17 protein-coding genes are annotated in these 17021 nt (G+C 50.9%); 4 read left to right on the top strand and 13 right to left on the bottom strand.

The annotated features are described in order from the left end of the window. Positions 1-12 precede the first annotated feature (12 nt). The 9 genes from MKY48_RS03500 to ssuE form a co-directional block, all read right to left on the bottom strand. Positions 13-864 (bottom strand): CPBP family intramembrane glutamic endopeptidase, encoded by an 852-nt coding sequence (locus MKY48_RS03500; protein WP_339270076.1) that lies wholly within the window; start codon positions 862-864, stop codon positions 13-15. 211 nt (positions 865-1075) lie between these two features. Beyond that, entirely contained in the window at positions 1076-2017 is a 942-nt protein-coding gene (locus MKY48_RS03495) for a GNAT family N-acetyltransferase (protein ID WP_339270074.1), read from the bottom strand. Between the two features lie 131 nt (positions 2018-2148). Further along, entirely contained in the window at positions 2149-2283 is a 135-nt protein-coding gene (locus tag MKY48_RS03490; protein WP_272914349.1) for a hypothetical protein, read from the bottom strand. A gap of 165 nt (positions 2284-2448) precedes the next feature. Then, positions 2449-3246: a DUF817 domain-containing protein gene (locus MKY48_RS03485; protein WP_339270072.1), complete on the bottom strand. Its 798-nt coding sequence runs from the start codon at positions 3244-3246 to the stop codon at positions 2449-2451. Between the two features lie 311 nt (positions 3247-3557). Next, positions 3558-4976, bottom strand: coding sequence for an MDR family MFS transporter (locus MKY48_RS03480; protein WP_339270070.1), 1419 nt, complete (start codon positions 4974-4976; stop codon positions 3558-3560). An 82-nt stretch (positions 4977-5058) separates the two neighbouring features. Then, positions 5059-5484 carry a MarR family transcriptional regulator gene (locus tag MKY48_RS03475; RefSeq protein WP_237566273.1) on the bottom strand — a complete coding sequence of 142 codons (426 nt, stop codon included), beginning with the start codon at positions 5482-5484 and terminating at the stop codon, positions 5059-5061. A gap of 311 nt (positions 5485-5795) precedes the next feature. Next, entirely contained in the window at positions 5796-6539 is a 744-nt protein-coding gene (locus tag MKY48_RS03470) for an AAA family ATPase (RefSeq protein WP_339270067.1), read from the bottom strand. Between the two features lie 287 nt (positions 6540-6826). Next, the gene (locus MKY48_RS03465; RefSeq protein WP_339292291.1) at positions 6827-7417 is read right to left on the bottom strand and encodes an AAA family ATPase; all 591 of its coding nucleotides are present in this window, start codon (positions 7415-7417) and stop codon (positions 6827-6829) included. Positions 7418-7477: 60 nt separating this feature from the next. Beyond that, positions 7478-8023, bottom strand: a complete 546-nt coding sequence (gene ssuE / locus MKY48_RS03460) for an NADPH-dependent FMN reductase (RefSeq protein ID WP_339270063.1) — start codon at positions 8021-8023, stop codon at positions 7478-7480. A gap of 539 nt (positions 8024-8562) precedes the next feature. On the opposite strand from ssuE, the gene MKY48_RS03455 reads away from it, so the two are divergent. Together MKY48_RS03455 and MKY48_RS03450 are read left to right on the top strand one after the other, a co-directional pair. Further along, positions 8563-9471, top strand: a complete 909-nt coding sequence (locus tag MKY48_RS03455; protein WP_339270061.1) for an SDR family oxidoreductase — start codon at positions 8563-8565, stop codon at positions 9469-9471. A gap of 56 nt (positions 9472-9527) precedes the next feature. Beyond that, positions 9528-9983 (top strand): hypothetical protein, encoded by a 456-nt coding sequence (locus MKY48_RS03450; RefSeq protein WP_076322252.1) that lies wholly within the window; start codon positions 9528-9530, stop codon positions 9981-9983. Between the two features lie 67 nt (positions 9984-10050). Here the strand turns inward: MKY48_RS03450 and MKY48_RS03445 are convergent, their stop codons facing one another. Both MKY48_RS03445 and MKY48_RS03440 read right to left on the bottom strand, forming a co-directional pair. Continuing rightward, positions 10051-11793 (bottom strand): NAD(P)H-hydrate dehydratase, encoded by a 1743-nt coding sequence (locus MKY48_RS03445; protein WP_339270058.1) that lies wholly within the window; start codon positions 11791-11793, stop codon positions 10051-10053. Positions 11794-11859: 66 nt separating this feature from the next. Beyond that, the gene (locus tag MKY48_RS03440; RefSeq protein WP_076322255.1) at positions 11860-12492 is read right to left on the bottom strand and encodes an NAD(P)-dependent oxidoreductase; all 633 of its coding nucleotides are present in this window, start codon (positions 12490-12492) and stop codon (positions 11860-11862) included. A 365-nt stretch (positions 12493-12857) separates the two neighbouring features. Here MKY48_RS03440 and MKY48_RS03435 point away from each other — a divergent pair, with 365 nt between their 5' ends. Further along, positions 12858-13748, top strand: a complete 891-nt coding sequence (locus MKY48_RS03435; protein WP_339270055.1) for a hypothetical protein — start codon at positions 12858-12860, stop codon at positions 13746-13748. Positions 13749-14139: 391 nt separating this feature from the next. Here the strand turns inward: MKY48_RS03435 and MKY48_RS03430 are convergent, their stop codons facing one another. Both MKY48_RS03430 and MKY48_RS03425 read right to left on the bottom strand, forming a co-directional pair. Next, the gene (locus MKY48_RS03430; protein WP_339270053.1) at positions 14140-14892 is read right to left on the bottom strand and encodes a MerR family transcriptional regulator; all 753 of its coding nucleotides are present in this window, start codon (positions 14890-14892) and stop codon (positions 14140-14142) included. Positions 14893-14913: 21 nt separating this feature from the next. After that, positions 14914-15897, bottom strand: coding sequence for an alpha/beta hydrolase (locus MKY48_RS03425; RefSeq protein WP_339270051.1), 984 nt, complete (start codon positions 15895-15897; stop codon positions 14914-14916). A 149-nt stretch (positions 15898-16046) separates the two neighbouring features. Here MKY48_RS03425 and MKY48_RS03420 point away from each other — a divergent pair, with 149 nt between their 5' ends. Further along, positions 16047-16958, top strand: a complete 912-nt coding sequence (locus MKY48_RS03420) for a hypothetical protein (protein WP_339270049.1) — start codon at positions 16047-16049, stop codon at positions 16956-16958. Positions 16959-17021: the final 63 nt, after the last annotated feature.

The following is a 17021-nucleotide window of genomic DNA, read 5'->3' as shown; positions in this document are numbered from 1 at the left end:
CCTCCCGGAACCTTATGAACGGTTCCTTTTATACTTGAAAAATTGAAAAGCACCATATGAGATAACGATAGCAAAAATCCCAAAGAATGCAAACGGCATATCTAGCGTGTGGCGGTATACAATGCTTTGCAGCCCCATGTTTTCCAATGTCGAAGACCCATACCCCCAAATGGATGTATTAAAAATGTTCGTAGCAAAATGGATCCCGATGGGAGCAGCCAGACCATTGGTGTGGTAGGCAACGATTCCCAGAAAGAATGCCCCCAGCAGGTAATACAACGGTCCAAAAATCCCGTAGTTTAGCATTTCGGGGTTAAAACCATGGATCAGGGCAAAAATTAGGGAAGTGATGAAAATGGACCAGAATACACCGCCTCTTAATGATCTAAACATACGGTACATATAACCTCGGAACAAAATCTCTTCAGCAGCACTTTGAACCAAAATCAAAGGAGCGGTAACAATGAGTACACCTAACCATGGAAGCGGGTCAAAATGAAGCGTAAAAGCTTGAGGATGCACGACGATATCGACAAGCAAATACAAAATAAGCGCCATAAAATACCACAAGAAATAAATCGCAAACTTTCGGAAATCGGGCCTTTTACCTTCAAACAAAAATGTTCTAAAACGAATTTTGAAGAAATATTTGGTGACAAGGAAGATGCCGAGAATAAGGAATAAAAAAGACAAATAAAGTGTGATTAAACTAGGTAATCCTGAGCGAGTAGCGGGAATCAAAGCATTAACAAGATTTAACCATAATAAAGTGCCGCCTTGCCAAATAATAAAAATAACGATGAACCCTGCTACAGATTTGAAGCTGAATGGTATCGGCGGTTGAAGGCCATATTTTTTTTCCATGACATGCACCCATCTCTCATTGTAATTACCGACTAAATAGTCGGTAATTACAATATACATACCCAATATATGTCTGTCAACAATGAACAAAGATTTTGACGCTTGTTATTGCGTGGTTGCCTATAAAAACCATCACTTCTTTGCTTGATCAGCAGCTAATTTTGTTGAATAAACCAATTAGCTGAAGATTCGATCTATCCTCCTGGTCGTTTTACCCCTTCGCTGCCCATACCTCGATCTCTACCTGAATGGACGGCATCGCCAGTGCCGGTACGTAGGCCATCGTCATAGCCGGCGCCTTCCCCCCGTTGAATTTCTCCCATACCTGGTGGAAGTGATCCCAGTCGACCTCCTGAGCCGCCCAAATGTTGATTTTGACGATATGATCCGCCGACATCGCTTCCGTTGCCAATAACCTCTCAATGTTCGCCAAGGTATTCTCCACCTGCTGCTTCATATCTTCCGGCAAGTTCCCCTCCCTATCGGTTCCCACCTGACCGGAGAAGACCAACAGCTCAGCCCCTCTCGGAACCTTGGTTACATGGGTATAAGGCCCGATCGGCGGGGCGATACCTGGCGGATTGTACCGCTGAATTGGAGACGGCTGTTCCTCATCGGCTTCATTCAAAATAGCCAGCGTCTGATGGTCTTCCCATGTCCCGTTGATTTTCACGTTTTTCCGGGCAATGCCTTCTTTATGGAATCCAGCTTTCAAAAGCACTTGGATCGAGCCCAGGTTGTGCGGCATCACACCCGCCTCAATTCGGTGAAACTTCAATTCCTGAAAGGCAAACTTCACAATCAATTGAACCGCTTCGGTCATATAGCCCTTTCCGTTGTGGTCTTGGTCCAGAAAGTAACCGATCCAGCAGCTCTGCAGATTCCCCCGCACCACTTCGGTCAGCATAATCTCGCCGATAGTCGCTCCGGTGTCCTGCAGTCCAATCACATAAACATACCCTTGATCTGCCTTGCTGGCTTCCATGGCCTTTCGGATCCGCTCAAGCTGACCCTGATGGGTGTAGAAGCTCTCTTCCCTTAAGCCCGTGAACCGCTGAAAAAAGTCCCGGTTATCCTTCTCGAGCTTCAGCAGTGCCTCTACATCCGATTCCTCTACCGACTTGACATAAATCTGTTTCCCTTGCATAAACATGGTATCCTCTCCTTTGTTTGAAACATTAGAAATACAAAAAAACACCACAGCGCACCTGTGGTGTACATGCCGATCTATGCAACCACAAGCAAGCGACCTGTGGTGTTCAATTCCACTGCATCCTCATCCGGTTACCGAATGGAAGGATCCTTGATCGCTGAATATCCGATTTTGGACACACTTCTCCCATTATCGGACGGATCAAAGAAAACAGCGGTGGAGTATCCCATGCCTTTTGCCAAAGACGCCAATGATCTTTTTTTCATGTGAATACTCCTCCCTTCTGCTTCGCGCGGTTCATCTGTTCCAAACATCTATGTTCATAAAAAATCTCTCGCCTTACAGCTCGAGTCGCAACGTTAGTCTTCCATACCTTAATTAGCCATAGGATACATGATTTCGAATGAATGGTCAAATTCGCTATACTGGATTTACATGACCGTTCCCTTCGGATTGTCTTTGGCCGGTCCTCTGCCCTGTTTCAGATGCTTCAGCTGAGCCACAATAATGACACTGATCACCACCAGCAGAAACCACGAGCTGATTTTGCCGATATGCACAAGGCTCCATGTCCGCTCCTGACCCGGATAGGTCCAGGCCCCAAGAAACGTAGAAATATTCTCAGCGATCCAGATGAAAAAGCCAATCAGCAGAAACGACAGCACCAGCGGCATCCGCAGGGTTTTTCCGTCCACATCAAAATACACCATGGTTCTGCCAAAAACCACGAACAACAATGCCGTGAGAAGCCAGCGTGCATCCCACACGTAGTGATGGGTGAAGAAGTTGGCATAGATCGCTGCGCTGATCAGCACGGTCAGCACAGGCAGCGGCCAGCCGGTGATGCGCAAATTCATTCGGCGCCATGCCTGGCATATATAACTGGCTACACTGGCGTACATAAAGCCGCTGTACAGCGGGACGCCGCCGATTTTGCTCCAGCCCTCCTCCGGGTAAGACCATGAGCCCATATGCACTTTATACAGCTCCAGCATCAAACCGATGATGTGAAAGACACAGATGACCTTCAGCTCATCCCATGTCTCCAGCTTGCTCACCAACATCCCGATTTGTGCCAGTACACATATGAGCAGGATGAGATCATACCGCGCCAAACCGGGAATTTCAATCACCTTGGTCAGTCCCAGCGCGCCGAAGATAATCACTGGAAATATGCAGGACAAGGCCTGCTGATAACCGAAAATCCACAGCTTCCGTATAAATTCCATAAGCTCCTCCTACCACCTGCACATTCGTATACTTCACCCTACCACAGACCGCGAATTCAATAAAAGAACAGCATTGTCATAATTCGTCCAATCCATTGACGGGTGTATAGCAAAAAAAGAGAGCAGCCCTTCAGCTGCCCTCTCATCGGTTAACGTCCTATTTGACTATAACTTGAGGTTGTGCATGACGCCAATGATGCAGTTCAACCAACCCCGTTCAATCGCTTGATACCTTTCGAGTTACCCTGTCTTGCGCTAAGCTTCAACAGCCCGAAGGATCATCTTCTCCAGCATGGCCGATGAACGCTGGGTCAGAGGGCGACAGGGTGGACCGATTTTTTCTTTTTGACCCGTAACAAAAATGTAAGAGGTACGGCAATAACAGCCACCATCGTTCCGATCATAAACACATCATCAATGCCCATCGTTGTTGCGGCACGCTGGGTCCAAGCCCCCGCTCCCATGTAATAGGATGTTCTGGATACCACCAGTGCGCTGAATATGCCGATCGATAATGAAGCAAGCCCTTGTCGTGCCCAGTTCGTGATGGACGATGCGTGACCTGAATATTCGCTGGACACCGCACTCATCGCTGCGTTCGTTAACGGCATATTGCATAAAGCAATGCCAAGGCAGCGAACCAGCTGCAGTAAGGAAATGTACATAACCGAGGTGTTGGTGCCGATTCCGCTGAAAGCGAGCGTGGCCGCCACAATGATGAGAACTCCCGTGATCACCAGCCGGAATGGGCCGATCCGATCATAAAATTTACCGATAAGCGGCGACGCTGCTGCCATGACAATCGCGCCCGGCAGCATGATCAGGCCGGTATCCATCGGGGACAGCTTCAGCACAGTCTGCAAATAGAGCGGCACCAGCAAGGTTCCCGTATACAGGGATATTGTCACGATGCAGTTCAGGATCAAGCTGTACCGGAATCGGGGGAATTTGAATACTTTAAGCTGCAATAACGGGGATGAAATCCGCAGCTCCCACTTAACGAAGAACAGCAGCAGTAAGACTCCGGAGATCAGTAGAGACAGGGTCTTCCAGGATCCCCAACCCCAGTCGTTACCATGGCTGAAGGAAAGCAGCAAAAGAGAACTGCCTGCCACCACTGTCAAGAATCCGAGGAAATCAAACGATTTCTTCCCGGTCAGTCGGTAAAAAGGAATGAATTTGCTTACGATGACAATCGAGATCAGGCCGATCGGAATATTTAGAATGAAAATCGATTTCCAGCCAAAATATTGCACCAGCCATCCGCCAAGTGTCGGCCCAATCACCGGTGCCAGCATGGAGGCCAGGCTCCATAGCCCCATGGCATAGGCTTGCCGTTCCCGGGGAAATACCTGGTAGATGATCGTCATCGTAATCGGGATAATCATCCCGCCGAACACACCTTGCGTAATCCGGAACGCAATCAAGGTCTCGATATTCCAGGCTACGACGCATAATAGCGACGAGAGTGTAAAACCCATCAATGCCAGGACAAACAGCCTCTTATAACTAAGCTGGTCCCCCATGTAGCCTACGATGGGAGCCACAATTCCCGTGGCGAGCAGGTACCCGGCCATCAGCCATTGGGTGGTGCTCAGCGTGGCATCGAACTGCTCCATCACGACCGGAAAGGCCACGTTGATGGTGGTGATGCTGAGCACCGCCAGAAAGTTACCGAAAAAGATAGCGCTCATAATAAGCCAAAATGAAGATTTATCTTGTGTATTCACATGAAGCCTCCTAAACAAAGTAACCCCGCCCGGATCTGATTAACAGAGCTGGAGGCGGGATTCGAAGAGTACAGTCCTAGGGTTATGGAAATAATTTTTTGCCAAGCAATCGCAGTAAAATATACAGGTTATCCGCCTCATCCTCATCCAGCTGCTTGAAGGATTCCATGACGGCATAATCCCCCTCGCTGCGCGCATCGAGCACAAGCTGCCGGCCTTCTGCCGTAAGATTGACATAATGGCTTCGTCCATCACTGGGATTGGGCGTTCGAACCACCAATCCTCGTTGTCCCAGAGCGTCCACCAAATACGTGATTGTTGCAGCCTTAAGCTCCATATGCTCAGCCAACCGGTTGGGAAGCAGCGGACCCTGCTGCTCGATCAAACTTAAAATCTTATATTGATTCATCGTTAAATCGTTCTTTCTCAAGTGATTCAAAAAAGATACGACGCGATGCCTCGTCATTTTATCCGATAACTCACGGTACATATCCATGAGTCTCTCCACGCTTGCTTCTCTTCCGTTCTCCAGAGCATTTCACCTCGATCTTATTTTAGTTCAATGATTCTAACTTGTAAACACCATTTTCATGTTTTCATTTCCGGATTCCCTGCTTAATTCATGATTTATCGTTGAATTACTTAGATGTTTCAAAGTTTATTACAAGGAATTCTGCTGCTTTAATCCATAAAGAAAAAACCTTTCAAAAACCTCCCCTCAAGGTAGTCCTTCAAAATGATTCACCTAATCTAAATCCTCCGTTATACAAAAAAGAGTCCCGGTAAGCAGCATATGCCTTCGGAACCCTTATATTATGGCTAATCCTCATCGTCTGCAAACAATTCATGAAGCATCGCTTCCCGGCGATTCACAAATTCCTTCGTAATCATGTAATGATCCGTTTCCTCCAAGCTCGACTCTTCCACCCCTTCGGAAGTCAGCTTGTAGATGACGGAATCCGGATAGGCCATAACAATCGGCGAATGCGTGGAAATAATAAACTGCGAGTCTTCCTGGACCAGGTCATGGATGCGTCTGAGCAGCGCCATTTGGCGAAACGGGGACAACGCCGCTTCCGGCTCGTCCATGATATAAAGCCCCTTGCCGCCGAAGCGGTGCAGAAACGTCGCAAAGAAGGATTCCCCATGGGATTGATGATGCAGCGACTTTCCGCCATAGGACTGCCAAAGCCCCAGCGAATCGACCTCGGAGGCCACATTATAATAGCTTTCCGCCCTGAAAAAGAAGCCGTCCCGCGGCTTCCGGACTCCTCGAACCGTACGGATATATTGATACAGCACAGAATGCGTCTCCGCCGTAGAAAAAGAGAAATTGATGGTGCCTCCTTCCGGATTAAACCCGAGGGCCGCGGCAATCGCCTCCAGCAGCGTGGATTTGCCCATACCATTCTCGCCCACGATATAAGTGACCTTCGGATGAAAATGGAGCCCGTCCAAAGCCGCAACAGCCGGCAAATTAAAAGGATATTCATGAAATGACGGGACACGGTCCCTCATTAACACAACGCTTCGCAGATAGGCAAGCATAGCAGCGTTATCCAAGCGCTTTCCCTCCTTGATTGTGAAGCCTGTAATTACTAGTCTACTATATATCATTCCAGCATTGGTTCCAATTAGGACCAGAGCTCCTATATCTGAGCATAAGCATAGGACGTTTCCCTGAAGATTGAATACGAGCAGCCTGTTTGTGCCTACGCGTAAACAGAAGGGCATTCCCTGGAGTTGTTTGTTGCCTCATCGATACTCAAAAAATGCGCCATCACAGGGCTCATTGGCACCTGGCATGACGCACTTTTTTATACGATATCGAATGCTGTTGCTCCGATATGCTATTCGCTTACGATAAATTGATAGAGCTCCTCGACCTTCTCTTCCGTCAGATCGCCACTGTTATCGATTACCTTAATGGACGTCTGAGGAATGTCCCAGTTCACTTCCGGAACGAAATCGACGCGCTTCTTGAAGTCGTCCCAATGATCCAGTTTCCACTGATCCCGCTCGGTCTGTCGGTCAACGATCCGTTCCTTCTGCAAATCCATGTCTTTGAGGGCGACCACGATGACCTTCACGTCAACGTCGCTCTTTGTTAATCCAGCCGATGCGATGACTTCTTCAATCCATTCGCGATTCTTGAGCTCGGCGGTAAACGGAGAAATCATAAAGACATTTTGTCCGGCACCCAGGTTCTCGATGCAAATGTCCTTGGTCGTGTCATATTCCAGATCACGCAGGTTCTCTTTATAAAAGGAAGAGTCGCGATCGTTCGGATCCAGTCCGTTACTTTCCAGGAATTTTTCAACAAAGCGTCCCCCCACCGTATCGCGATCGAGAAATGCAGCCGGTATACGGACTGCAAGCTTCTTGGCTACGGTTGTCTTGCCTGTACCGGCCACGCCGACAAAAAACACTAGCTTTTGCAAATGGTATCCCTCCATATGATCTCTATCGGTTTTATATCCCTGTCGTTCACTCGGGCATTCTTAAACACGTTCTGCCCGGTAACGGGTTTCTTCAATTAACTCCTCCATTGCGGAGGCCAAACGTTCCTGAAGCACTTCCGCTACATCGAATCCGCCATCTTCAGTACGTGCCACTTGGGCATCCACCGCGTACACGCCTCCTAGAATATGACGGGCTCCGATCGAAGAAAGCACGGGCTTAAGCGAATAATCAATCGCCAGCAGATGCGCGAGACTGCCGCCGATGAACATCGGAAGCACGATTTTGCCGGCCAATCCTTTTTGCGGAATCAGGTCTAAAAATGTTTTCAGAACGCCCGTAAACGAAGCTTTATAAACCGGACTTGCCACAATCACTGCATCAGCCTCGGCCACAAGCCCGTTCGCTTTGACAATATGTTCACTCTCAAACTTGGTATGAATCAAATCCTCAGGCGGGAGCCCGGCCACATCGATCCGGCTAACCTCGAAATTCGCAGCAGTCAATGCCTGCTCCGCATACTCCATAATCGCATTCAATCGGGATCCGGCTGTGGGACTCCCATTAATAATAACAGCTTTCGCCATAATCATTCACCTCGGCTTATCTTATAGTGTCGCCATCCATTCATACGATCGCTATGTAAGATCCTCTCGACTTAAAGTCAGACGGCCATAGCCAACATTTCAGAAAAGGAGGACTTTACAAAGAACCGCAAAGTCTTCCATAAGCAGTCGCTCTTAAATCCGACGTTTACCAATATAAATCAGAGCAAATTTGTCAGAATTAATATCATCGTATCAATGTGTCCGCGCTTTTGTCAATGCAGCAGCACCGGCAATTGAACCTTGGCATTTCGCGAACCACTACGCTCATTTCCTCCCCAAACTTCCTGGGTAATGTGATGATCCCGTTCATATACTTCATAGCGATGCAGCGAAAGCGGCGCTGGATCGCTATTCCGCGATCAATTCCTCGCCACTCTTCTTCATCCATTCCCAAAAGCGCGGACACGTAAAAGCACGACCTTTCACCTATTCTGTTCACAAACGGCACCCCGGACTAGGCGAATGCATAGAGATAAAGCATCGACGTTCAACGATAACAACCTAAAAGGAGGAATGAAATGAATCCCCATCAACCCATTCCCTACGTTGGCTCCAAAACAGAATGCAAGGAACAGCCCCTCGCTTTCCCTCCACAGCATCAAAACTGCCAGCCGGGCCTCGAGTGTCTAATGTCTCCGCGTCCGATCAGCGAAGATCCCGCGTATCGGGGCAGCGGTAAACTGGATGGCAAAATCGCTATTGTGACTGGGGGAGACAGCGGTATCGGCAAAGCGGCCGCCATTGCCTTCGCCAAGGAAGGTGCCGATCTGGTCATCCCATACTTATATGAGACTTCGGATGCGGAGGTGACGAAACAACGGATTGAATCGTTCGGCAGACGATGCCTCTTAATGAAGATTGATCTGCGATACAAAAAAAACTGCGAAGCCGTGGTTAACGAAACGATAGCCTGCTTCGGCAAGCTGGATGTTCTCGTGAACAACCATGGCGTCCAGTATGTGCAGCGCAGCATCTTGGACATCACGGAAGAACAGCTCCATCACACCTATCAAACGAATATCTTTCCCTTCTTCTTCATGATCCAGGCCGCGCTGCCCCACATGAAATCCGGGGCGTCGATCATCAACACGGCCTCCATTACCGCCTATGACGGTTTAAAGGAGCTCATCGACTATTCCTCAACCAAAGGCGCCATTGTTTCCCTTACCCGATCCCTGGCCCTTTCGCTGGTCGATCAAGGCATCCGCGTCAATTCCGTCGCTCCCGGCTCAGTCTGGACGCCGCTCATCCCATCCAGCTTCTCCGCTGAAGAGGTCGCCGTATTCGGAACGAAATCACCGATGAAGCGGGCCGCACAGCCCTACGAGCTGGCACCCGCCTATGTTTACCTGGCGTCATCCATCTGCTCATCTTTTGTCACGGGTCAGGCTATTCACGTCAACGGAGGGCAGATGGTAACCAGCTAGCATGGATGTCGCAAGCATCTGAGAATTCTATGAATAACGAGCAGAGGATGTGTACAATGAACACCGAAATTCCCAAACGGTCTGCCCGGATGGACATGGGGTTTTATGCATTAAACAAGCTCGCCAGTGCCGGCATCGTTGTGCTGCTGCTGAGCCTGCTTGATTGGGTGTGGCCTTCCAGCGCTGATCAAGCTTCGGAATGGTTAGGCCTCTATATGCCGCAAGAGCACTGGGTATACGGTTACGCGCTGACCGCGTCTCTTGCAGCGGATGCCATTCTCTCGTTCCTGCCTTCCCTGCATAAGGGTAAACAAGCCGCCGTGTACGGAGCGGTCGGTTTTCTGTTCTTCGCCTTATCCACAGGCGGGAATCCGGAGCAGCTCTGGCTTCGCGCAGCAGCGGGAGCCTTGACACTGCTGCTCTTCTTGTGGGGAAAGCATACGTTCTCCAGCAATTCTCTGGCCACCCCGTTCTTTGCCTTGGCCGTTCCCCTCTTGTGCTGGGTGATCTGATTCAAGTGCCCATAGCTTTCTTCCATGCAAAAAGGGCCCTCCGAGGGCCCTTCCCTTGTTCTTCGCTTCAAAGTGCTGCGATGACATCCCCGGCGATGACCGAGGCAGGATGTCCCCGGTGCCGCGCGGCTCGCTCGCCGGCACGGCCGTGCAGCCACACGCCAAGCGCGGCTGCAGACGGACCGGCATATCCTTGCGCCAGCAGGCTGGCAATGATGCCGGTCAGCACGTCCCCGGTGCCTCCGGTCGCCATGCCGGAGGTGCCGGTTGGGTTGATGTAGGCTTGTCCGTCCGGCGAAGCCACGACGGTATGCGCCCCCTTGAGCACGAGGGTAACCCCGTGCTCGGTCGCAAACCCTGCGGCGGCACCGATCCGGTCCTGCTGCAGCTCGGCGGTAGGGATATCCAGCATCCGGGACATCTCCCCCGGATGTGGGGTCAGCACCGTTGCCGCACCGCGCGGCTCCCAGGCGCTGAAATCACCGGCTGCGGACAGCATATTCAGCGCATCGGCATCCACCACTAGCGGCCCTTCCCATTCTTCCCACAAACGGCGGAGCCACCTGGCATCTCCGTCAAAGCGGCCAAGCCCCGGACCTACGGCCAGCACATCGCGGGTTTTGGCGAGTTCCAGCACCCGTTCCGCAGAGGCCTCATTCCAGTAGCCACCGCTCTCTTCGCCTGTGGCGGGTGCGAGCATCACCTCGGGTGCAGCTCCGCTCAGCGGCAGCACCAGGCTTGCAGGGAGCGCCCAGGTCACCAGGCCGCAGCCCGCGCGAAGCGCTGCCCGGGAAGCGAGCAGGCCTGCGCCGCTCATCGTACGGCTTCCCCCTACGGTCAGGACGTGACCGTAGGTGCCCTTATGCCCGTCCGGCGAGCGGTAGCGGGACACGTCCGCGCCCAACTCGGTCCGAAGCACATGCGGGGTGAGCAGATGCGTGCTGACGCCCTGCTCCCGGCACAGCGATGCCGGAATGCCGATGGAGCGGACCACCACCCGTCCTGCCGCTTCGGCGCCGGGGTACTGCACCAGGCCTCGCTTCAAGAAGGCGAGGCATACCGTCACCGCGGCCGAGATGCACGGCTCGTGCCGCGCGCCGGTATCGGCGTCCAGTCCGCTCGGAATATCCGCGGACACAATTGGCAGGCCGCTGTCATTGGCGGCCTGGATCAGCGCGGCGTAAGCGCCGCGGGGCGCGCCGGTCGCGCCCGTGCCGAGCAGCGCGTCCACGATGCCGGTGTACGCGCCGTAGTCCACGGCTTCACGGCCGTGGACCAGAGCCGGGATGCCGAGCGCTGCCGCGGCATCCCGCTGCACCGCCGCCTCGCCGGTAAGCGCGGACGGCTCGGCGGCATAGAGCAGCGTGACGCGTATGCCGGCGTCACGCAAATGCCGAGCGGCGACCACCCCGTCGCCGCCGTTATTGCCCTTGCCCACCAGAATGAGCCAGTGCTGCTGCGCCGCGAGCGCGGTGGGCAATCGAGCCTCTCCGTCGATGACAGGCGACGGGCGGCTCATCACCAGAGCATGATCATTCCCGGTAGGAGCCTCCGCCACTTCCGAATGCTCCGGTAATGAGAGCCGTTCTTGCCACCCATCATCCCGTATGAATGACCGAGACTTTCCTGCGGTCACAGCACCTGCAGTGTAAAGGGAGCAGCTCACTCTATCACGCTCTAGGCACAGCTTCAGAACTTCCTCGGCAATCGCCTTACCCGCATTCTCCATCAGCGCAATCGCCGGAATACCAATTCGATGAATCGTATGGTTGTCGAGTGCCCTCATCTGTTCAGACGTTACAACATACATCCAAGCTCCCCCCTTTGCTTCGATATATCCTACACAAACGTTCCGTCGACTCAGGATGTCCCTCTATTAATAAGCAACAGTAAAACGGGACTGAATAAACTGCGGATCATCCAGCTCGTCGATCACGGCTACCGCGAAATCTTCAACCGAAATTCGGCTGCTTCCACTATCATCGGTCACCAGGCGATCCATGCCGATCCGGAACTGTCCGGTGCGTTTCCCCGGCTCGATGATCGCCGCCGGACTGACATACGTCCATTCCAGATCGCTTTCCTTATACAGGTCGTAAGCATCCGCATGCGCACGGGCAAGCGGCCTGATCTCCTCCGGAAATTCCGGGGTGTCCATAAGCGGTACGCCGCTATCGGCAATCAAGCTGCCAGCACCGCCAACGATCAATAGACGGGTAACGCCGCCGCGTCTCGTTCCCTCTACAATCGTGCGTGCGGCTGCAACGAGCTCCTCTTCCTGGCCGAACTTCGGACCAAAAGCGCTAATGACAGCATCATGCCCTTGAATCGCCTCTTCTAATGATGAAGGGTCCATGACATCCGCTTTGACTTTCTTTAATCGTTCATGCTCTGAATCCAATCGATCCGGATTACGCAATACCGCCATGACTTCGTGCCCCCGGCGCAGCGCTTCCTCCGTAATTCGTCTCCCGATCGTTCCGCTTGCTCCAATTAATGCTACCTTCATGTTCATCGCTCCTTCGCTTAGAAATTATACTATATCACCCCTGGTGATGAATGGCTCTTTACTGAATCTTAAGTAGTATTATAAACACCTAGTGCCAACTATAGCCGTTCCGGGCTGTCGCACCTCCTATTTACTTATCCCCTTACAGACCTCTTCAAACTCCACTCGTTCATTTTTCCTCAAAACAATAGATCTTTAGACCTATGTATCACAATATTATTTTCACCGATAGAATACATAGATGCATTTTTATGAATGTATATATATTGCATAATGACTTAATTCGCATTACTAAGGTCGTGTGTTTGCTGGAATTTGTCGTTTTTCTATGACGTTATCGTAATGTAAAGGAGATTATCCATACAATGAAAATAAAATACGTCCACTTGCTGGCCCTCTGTCTCGCAAGCAGTCTACTGCTAAGCAGCTTCTCCCTTCAGCCTGATGCGGCTGCAGCCGAATCCCGCCAGAAGGCAACCTGGTTCTGGGATACCCCGCAGATTCAAGATTCGGCTGATGACATTCTGAATTTCGCCACCAGTCAAGGCGTCAATGTGCTCTATCTGCAGATGAACCGTGATGTTCGGCCCGAATATTATCGCAGCTTTATCCGCCAAGCAGGTGAACAGGGGATCGAGGTTCATGCCCTTGGCGGCGCGCCTAACTGGGCGCTGGAAACGGAGCGTCATCGATTAGAAACTTTCATTCAATGGACCGCTGCATATCAGGCTTCCGCTGCTCCGAATGAGCGCTTCACCGGCATTCATGTCGATATCGAACCACATGTGCTGGCCGAGTGGAAAACAAACCAGCCCTCCTTGGTAAAGCAATGGCAAGCGAGCGTCCGCTATCTGGTCCATGAAGCGCACACAATGAATCTACCCATCGGTTCTGACATGACATTCTGGCTGCATGGCTACCAGCTGCCGGATCAGTCGATGTCGATCAGTCGGTGGATGATCCAGCAGTTCGACCAGGTTGTCATTATGGCCTATCGTGATCAGGCAGATAACATTTACAGCGTCGCTGCTGCCGAGCTTAAGGAAGCCGATGAACTTGGCAAGGAAGCCCTGATTGCCGTAGAGACCAAATCGAGCAATGAGGGAGCTTATATTACCTTTTTTGAGGAAGGCACGTCCTATATGGAAGAGCAGTTGTCCAAAGTATGTATCAAAGCGGAGAAGCACCCTTCGTTCTCCGGGTTCGCCATTCATGACTACAGGTACTGGAAGGCATTACATGACTCCGATCGATAACATCGCGATTATTTCATAATAGGAATAAAAAAGATGGCGTTTCAAGAGGGTGTTTCCTCTGGCGCCATCTTTATATTTTTAGATGAAGGAACTCATCCTCTCCACCCGGGTAAAGGCCTGATCGCTCTTAAACCGTCAACATGAGAAGCAGTACATAACCGACCGTCAATTTCGCGCGTTGCAGCGGCGCTTTTTTTACCTGCACTTCCATCACCCCGGCCCCTCCCTCTCTTTCGATGCTACCGTCTTATTCATATACTATATGCGGCTCGGTCTCTTATGTTGCCTTGAGGAAAAATTGTTTGCCAAGAAAAAAACGATTAGCCGTGTAAACAGTAGAATACGATTTAAGCTTCCTGCATAGGAAGCAGAACCCGAGCTGTAATGCAGCTCATTCACGATCAGGATAGCGCTTCAAGACGTCCTGCAAATATTGTTCTGCTTCCATTACAAGCTGACGCTCTCCAGCGTTCCATTGATCCCGATTTCTATCGACCGCTAAGAAGGCAGCATGAATCTGTTCATCGCCATGTGTCACACGTTGAACCATCCGATGCCATTCTTGGGCCAAGGTCCTGGTTAAACGGGACTCGACGGGAACGTTTGAGGCCTTATAAGCTGCAGCTTGCAGCGATATTTTTCGGAACGTATTGTAAAAATCCAATGCCGCCTGCTCAGAGTTAAATACTTTTTGAAATAGCCGCGAGTCTTCCTCCGAAAATTCGTATTCTTTCCAAGCCGACATATCGACCTCATTCAACGAACGCATGAGATGGGCTAACAGCTCCCAGGGTACGTTGTACCCTTCTTTCATCATTTCCTTTGCGACATGCAATCCGTCAAGCTTGGCTTGAATGCTCTCTTTCTGTGAATAAAGGACTGACTCCTGATAATCTAAAATGGTCTCGATATCCTGCTCCCCCGTGCCCACGATCAATTGTTCTTTGATCTTGCTTAAAGAGAAACCGATGGCTCTATAGAACATAATCTGTTCAAGTACATACAGCTGCTTATCATAATATACTCTATGTCCCAGCTCATCTCGCTCCGCCTTAAGAATTCCTTCATTATCGTAATACTGAATGGTTCGCGGAGTTATTCCCGACAATTGACTGATTTCTTTTACGGAATATTTTCTTCCCATGAACCCATCCCTTCCCGTCCCTTACTCGATTTTTGCTAAAAAAGCTTCTATCGTTTCCAGTAACTCTTTAGGGTATTCCCCGTTAATTGCATGCGAGGCATCTTCAAATACGACCATCTCGCTATTAGGGTCTTTCAGGGAATCCATCCCCGTTTGATACGACTTTTCAGCATGGTGCATCGTCGATTGTCCAGCTAAAATACCGAGCACCGGTATCGTCAGCTCAGCTAATCGTTCAGGCTTGATGGCTTCCGGCATGGGCAGCTTGCTCTTGAATGTCCGCATACCGGTTTCGATTAATTTGGCGGTCGGGTCGCTGTCATCAACTTCAGCCCCGCCGGATATATAGCTGAGCATTTTCTCCCGGATCGGTTTGGGCACCATGGGCACAGACGCCGGAATGGATACCAGTATCATTTTCAGTGGAATGGGGCCAAACACATAGACAGGGTCCAGCAATATGAGCGATTGAATCTTCTCAGGATGCTTGAGCGCCACATTTGCCGCACTCCACCCGCCGAACGACAGCCCTAACAGGTGGATCTCTGATTCCGGCAGCTGATCCAGCACTTGCCCTAACCATGCTGCTTGGTCCGCAGCAGTTTCAATCCGTCTGGTTTCTGTGCTTAAACCCGGCTCTCCTATCAAATCAAGGGTATATACAGGCCGGTGTTCTAAAAAACCGCTTAGATTGGCCTCCCACATGGGTGTAGCAGATCCTTTTCCGGGAAGCAGTAACAAGGGTGTTTTATACGGTGTATCGCTCTCCCGGAACTTGTAGAGCTGCACCACGCCAAAATCGGTATTAACCTTAATCGATTCAACCGGTTCTGGTAAGTGATTCATCGCCTCATCATAAGCCACCGCATATTCCTTCTGCCCATCCTCTGTAATAAAACCGCTTAACGACCCCTCATCTCTGAATAGAAAGCCTATTACCGTCAGTATAGCTAGTATCGCAATGAGAATGCTACCTAAGATCACCCATCCTTTTTTTCGTTTCACTTCAATCCCCTCCTAAGATGACTATAGGATATGACGTAACGTTATACGCAACCCCCTATGCTCTCCCTAGCTGCCTGTTACCGAATCGGCTTGAAATCCCTCCCTTGTTGTGCAATAGTGAAAGGTAGAATATTGAAGGAGGGGTCCGCTTGTCCCTTACGGAATGGATGGTTGATATCTTGGGCTCACTGGACACGCTCGTGGCCGTGCTTCTTGCCACTGCAATATTTTCGGGCCTGTACATATACAGTGCATCCCGGCTATTGGGTGCACGGAAGGATTCACTCGCTCGCATTCGTCAATCCTTGACGATTTATACCAGACTGGCCGGACCACTGGGAACCCTCATCAATCGACCGACCCGAACGGCTGTCCCCGACGACCTGTTGATCCGGCTTCTGCAGGAATGCAAATCCGCTGACCTGTTGACGCGGGAGCTCCACGAACAGATTGATACCTTTCTTAGCGATCGTGATGAATCCAGATTAACAACGCTTCACAAGCTGCTGGACCGCGAGATCAACAGACTTATGAAGGAGCGCGACGAACTGGTTGGGCGGCTCGAGAAACCCGGTTGGGGTATGGGATTGTGGCTGCTCTTGAAACCTGCCGTACCTGCCCTTTCACTGGGTGCCGCGATCCTATGGACGACGATTCTCGTCCAGGAACTAAGGCAATCCCCTGCCTGGACAAACCCCGAGGTATGGTGCTTATGGCTCTCCAACATGATTGCCACAATCTCCTTCTACCGACTATTGATGGATTCCAGAAGAAGAACGCATGGTGTGATCTATACCATACTGCATCTGCTGATTGTAGCTTCAGCCCTGTTTAATCTGATCTGGAACGAGGCCTCACCATACGTTTTGGCTACCCAATGCTTGCTGTATCTGGCGGGTTTCCGGGTTACAGCCACCCGTAAGCGCCGTGAACGGCCCTATGCCGGACACCCGGAACTAATGGAACAATTCCTTCATCCTACGGGAGAGAGTGCCCCTCTTAATGAGACGGGAGGTTCCTGCGATCCAGAGATCACTAACAGCCCTCTGCGATCCAGATAAGGTAACAACGACATGAATATTACGAGATACAGCCCGTGCCGAATTCAACGGCCGGGCTGTTAT

This window comes from Paenibacillus sp. FSL W8-0187 (assembly GCF_037969755.1).
In the GTDB taxonomy this organism is placed as follows: domain Bacteria; phylum Bacillota; class Bacilli; order Paenibacillales; family Paenibacillaceae; genus Paenibacillus_AQ.
Note: the sequence above shows the minus strand (reverse complement) of the source record. Positions and strands in the feature narration are given on the sequence as shown.

Bases quoted from the DNA above. Each gene is read 5' to 3' on its own strand.
- MKY48_RS03490 (WP_272914349.1), bottom strand. From the start codon at position 2,283: ATGAAAAAAAGATCATTGGCGTCTTTGGCAAAAGGCATGGGATACTCC.
- MKY48_RS03485 (WP_339270072.1), bottom strand. From the start codon at position 3,246: ATGGAATTTATACGGAAGCTGTGGATTTTCGGTTATCAGCAGGCCTTG.
- MKY48_RS03455 (WP_339270061.1), top strand. From the start codon at position 8,563: ATGAATCCCCATCAACCCATTCCCTACGTTGGCTCCAAAACAGAATGC.
- MKY48_RS03500 (WP_339270076.1), bottom strand. From the start codon at position 864: ATGGAAAAAAAATATGGCCTTCAACCGCCGATACCATTCAGCTTCAAA.
- MKY48_RS03430 (WP_339270053.1), bottom strand. From the start codon at position 14,892: ATGGGAAGAAAATATTCCGTAAAAGAAATCAGTCAATTGTCGGGAATA.
- MKY48_RS03495 (WP_339270074.1), bottom strand. From the start codon at position 2,017: ATGTTTATGCAAGGGAAACAGATTTATGTCAAGTCGGTAGAGGAATCG.
- MKY48_RS03450 (WP_076322252.1), top strand. From the start codon at position 9,528: ATGAACACCGAAATTCCCAAACGGTCTGCCCGGATGGACATGGGGTTT.
- MKY48_RS03435 (WP_339270055.1), top strand. From the start codon at position 12,858: ATGAAAATAAAATACGTCCACTTGCTGGCCCTCTGTCTCGCAAGCAGT.
- ssuE (WP_339270063.1), bottom strand. From the start codon at position 8,023: ATGGCGAAAGCTGTTATTATTAATGGGAGTCCCACAGCCGGATCCCGA.
- MKY48_RS03440 (WP_076322255.1), bottom strand. From the start codon at position 12,492: ATGAAGGTAGCATTAATTGGAGCAAGCGGAACGATCGGGAGACGAATT.
- MKY48_RS03445 (WP_339270058.1), bottom strand. From the start codon at position 11,793: ATGTATGTTGTAACGTCTGAACAGATGAGGGCACTCGACAACCATACG.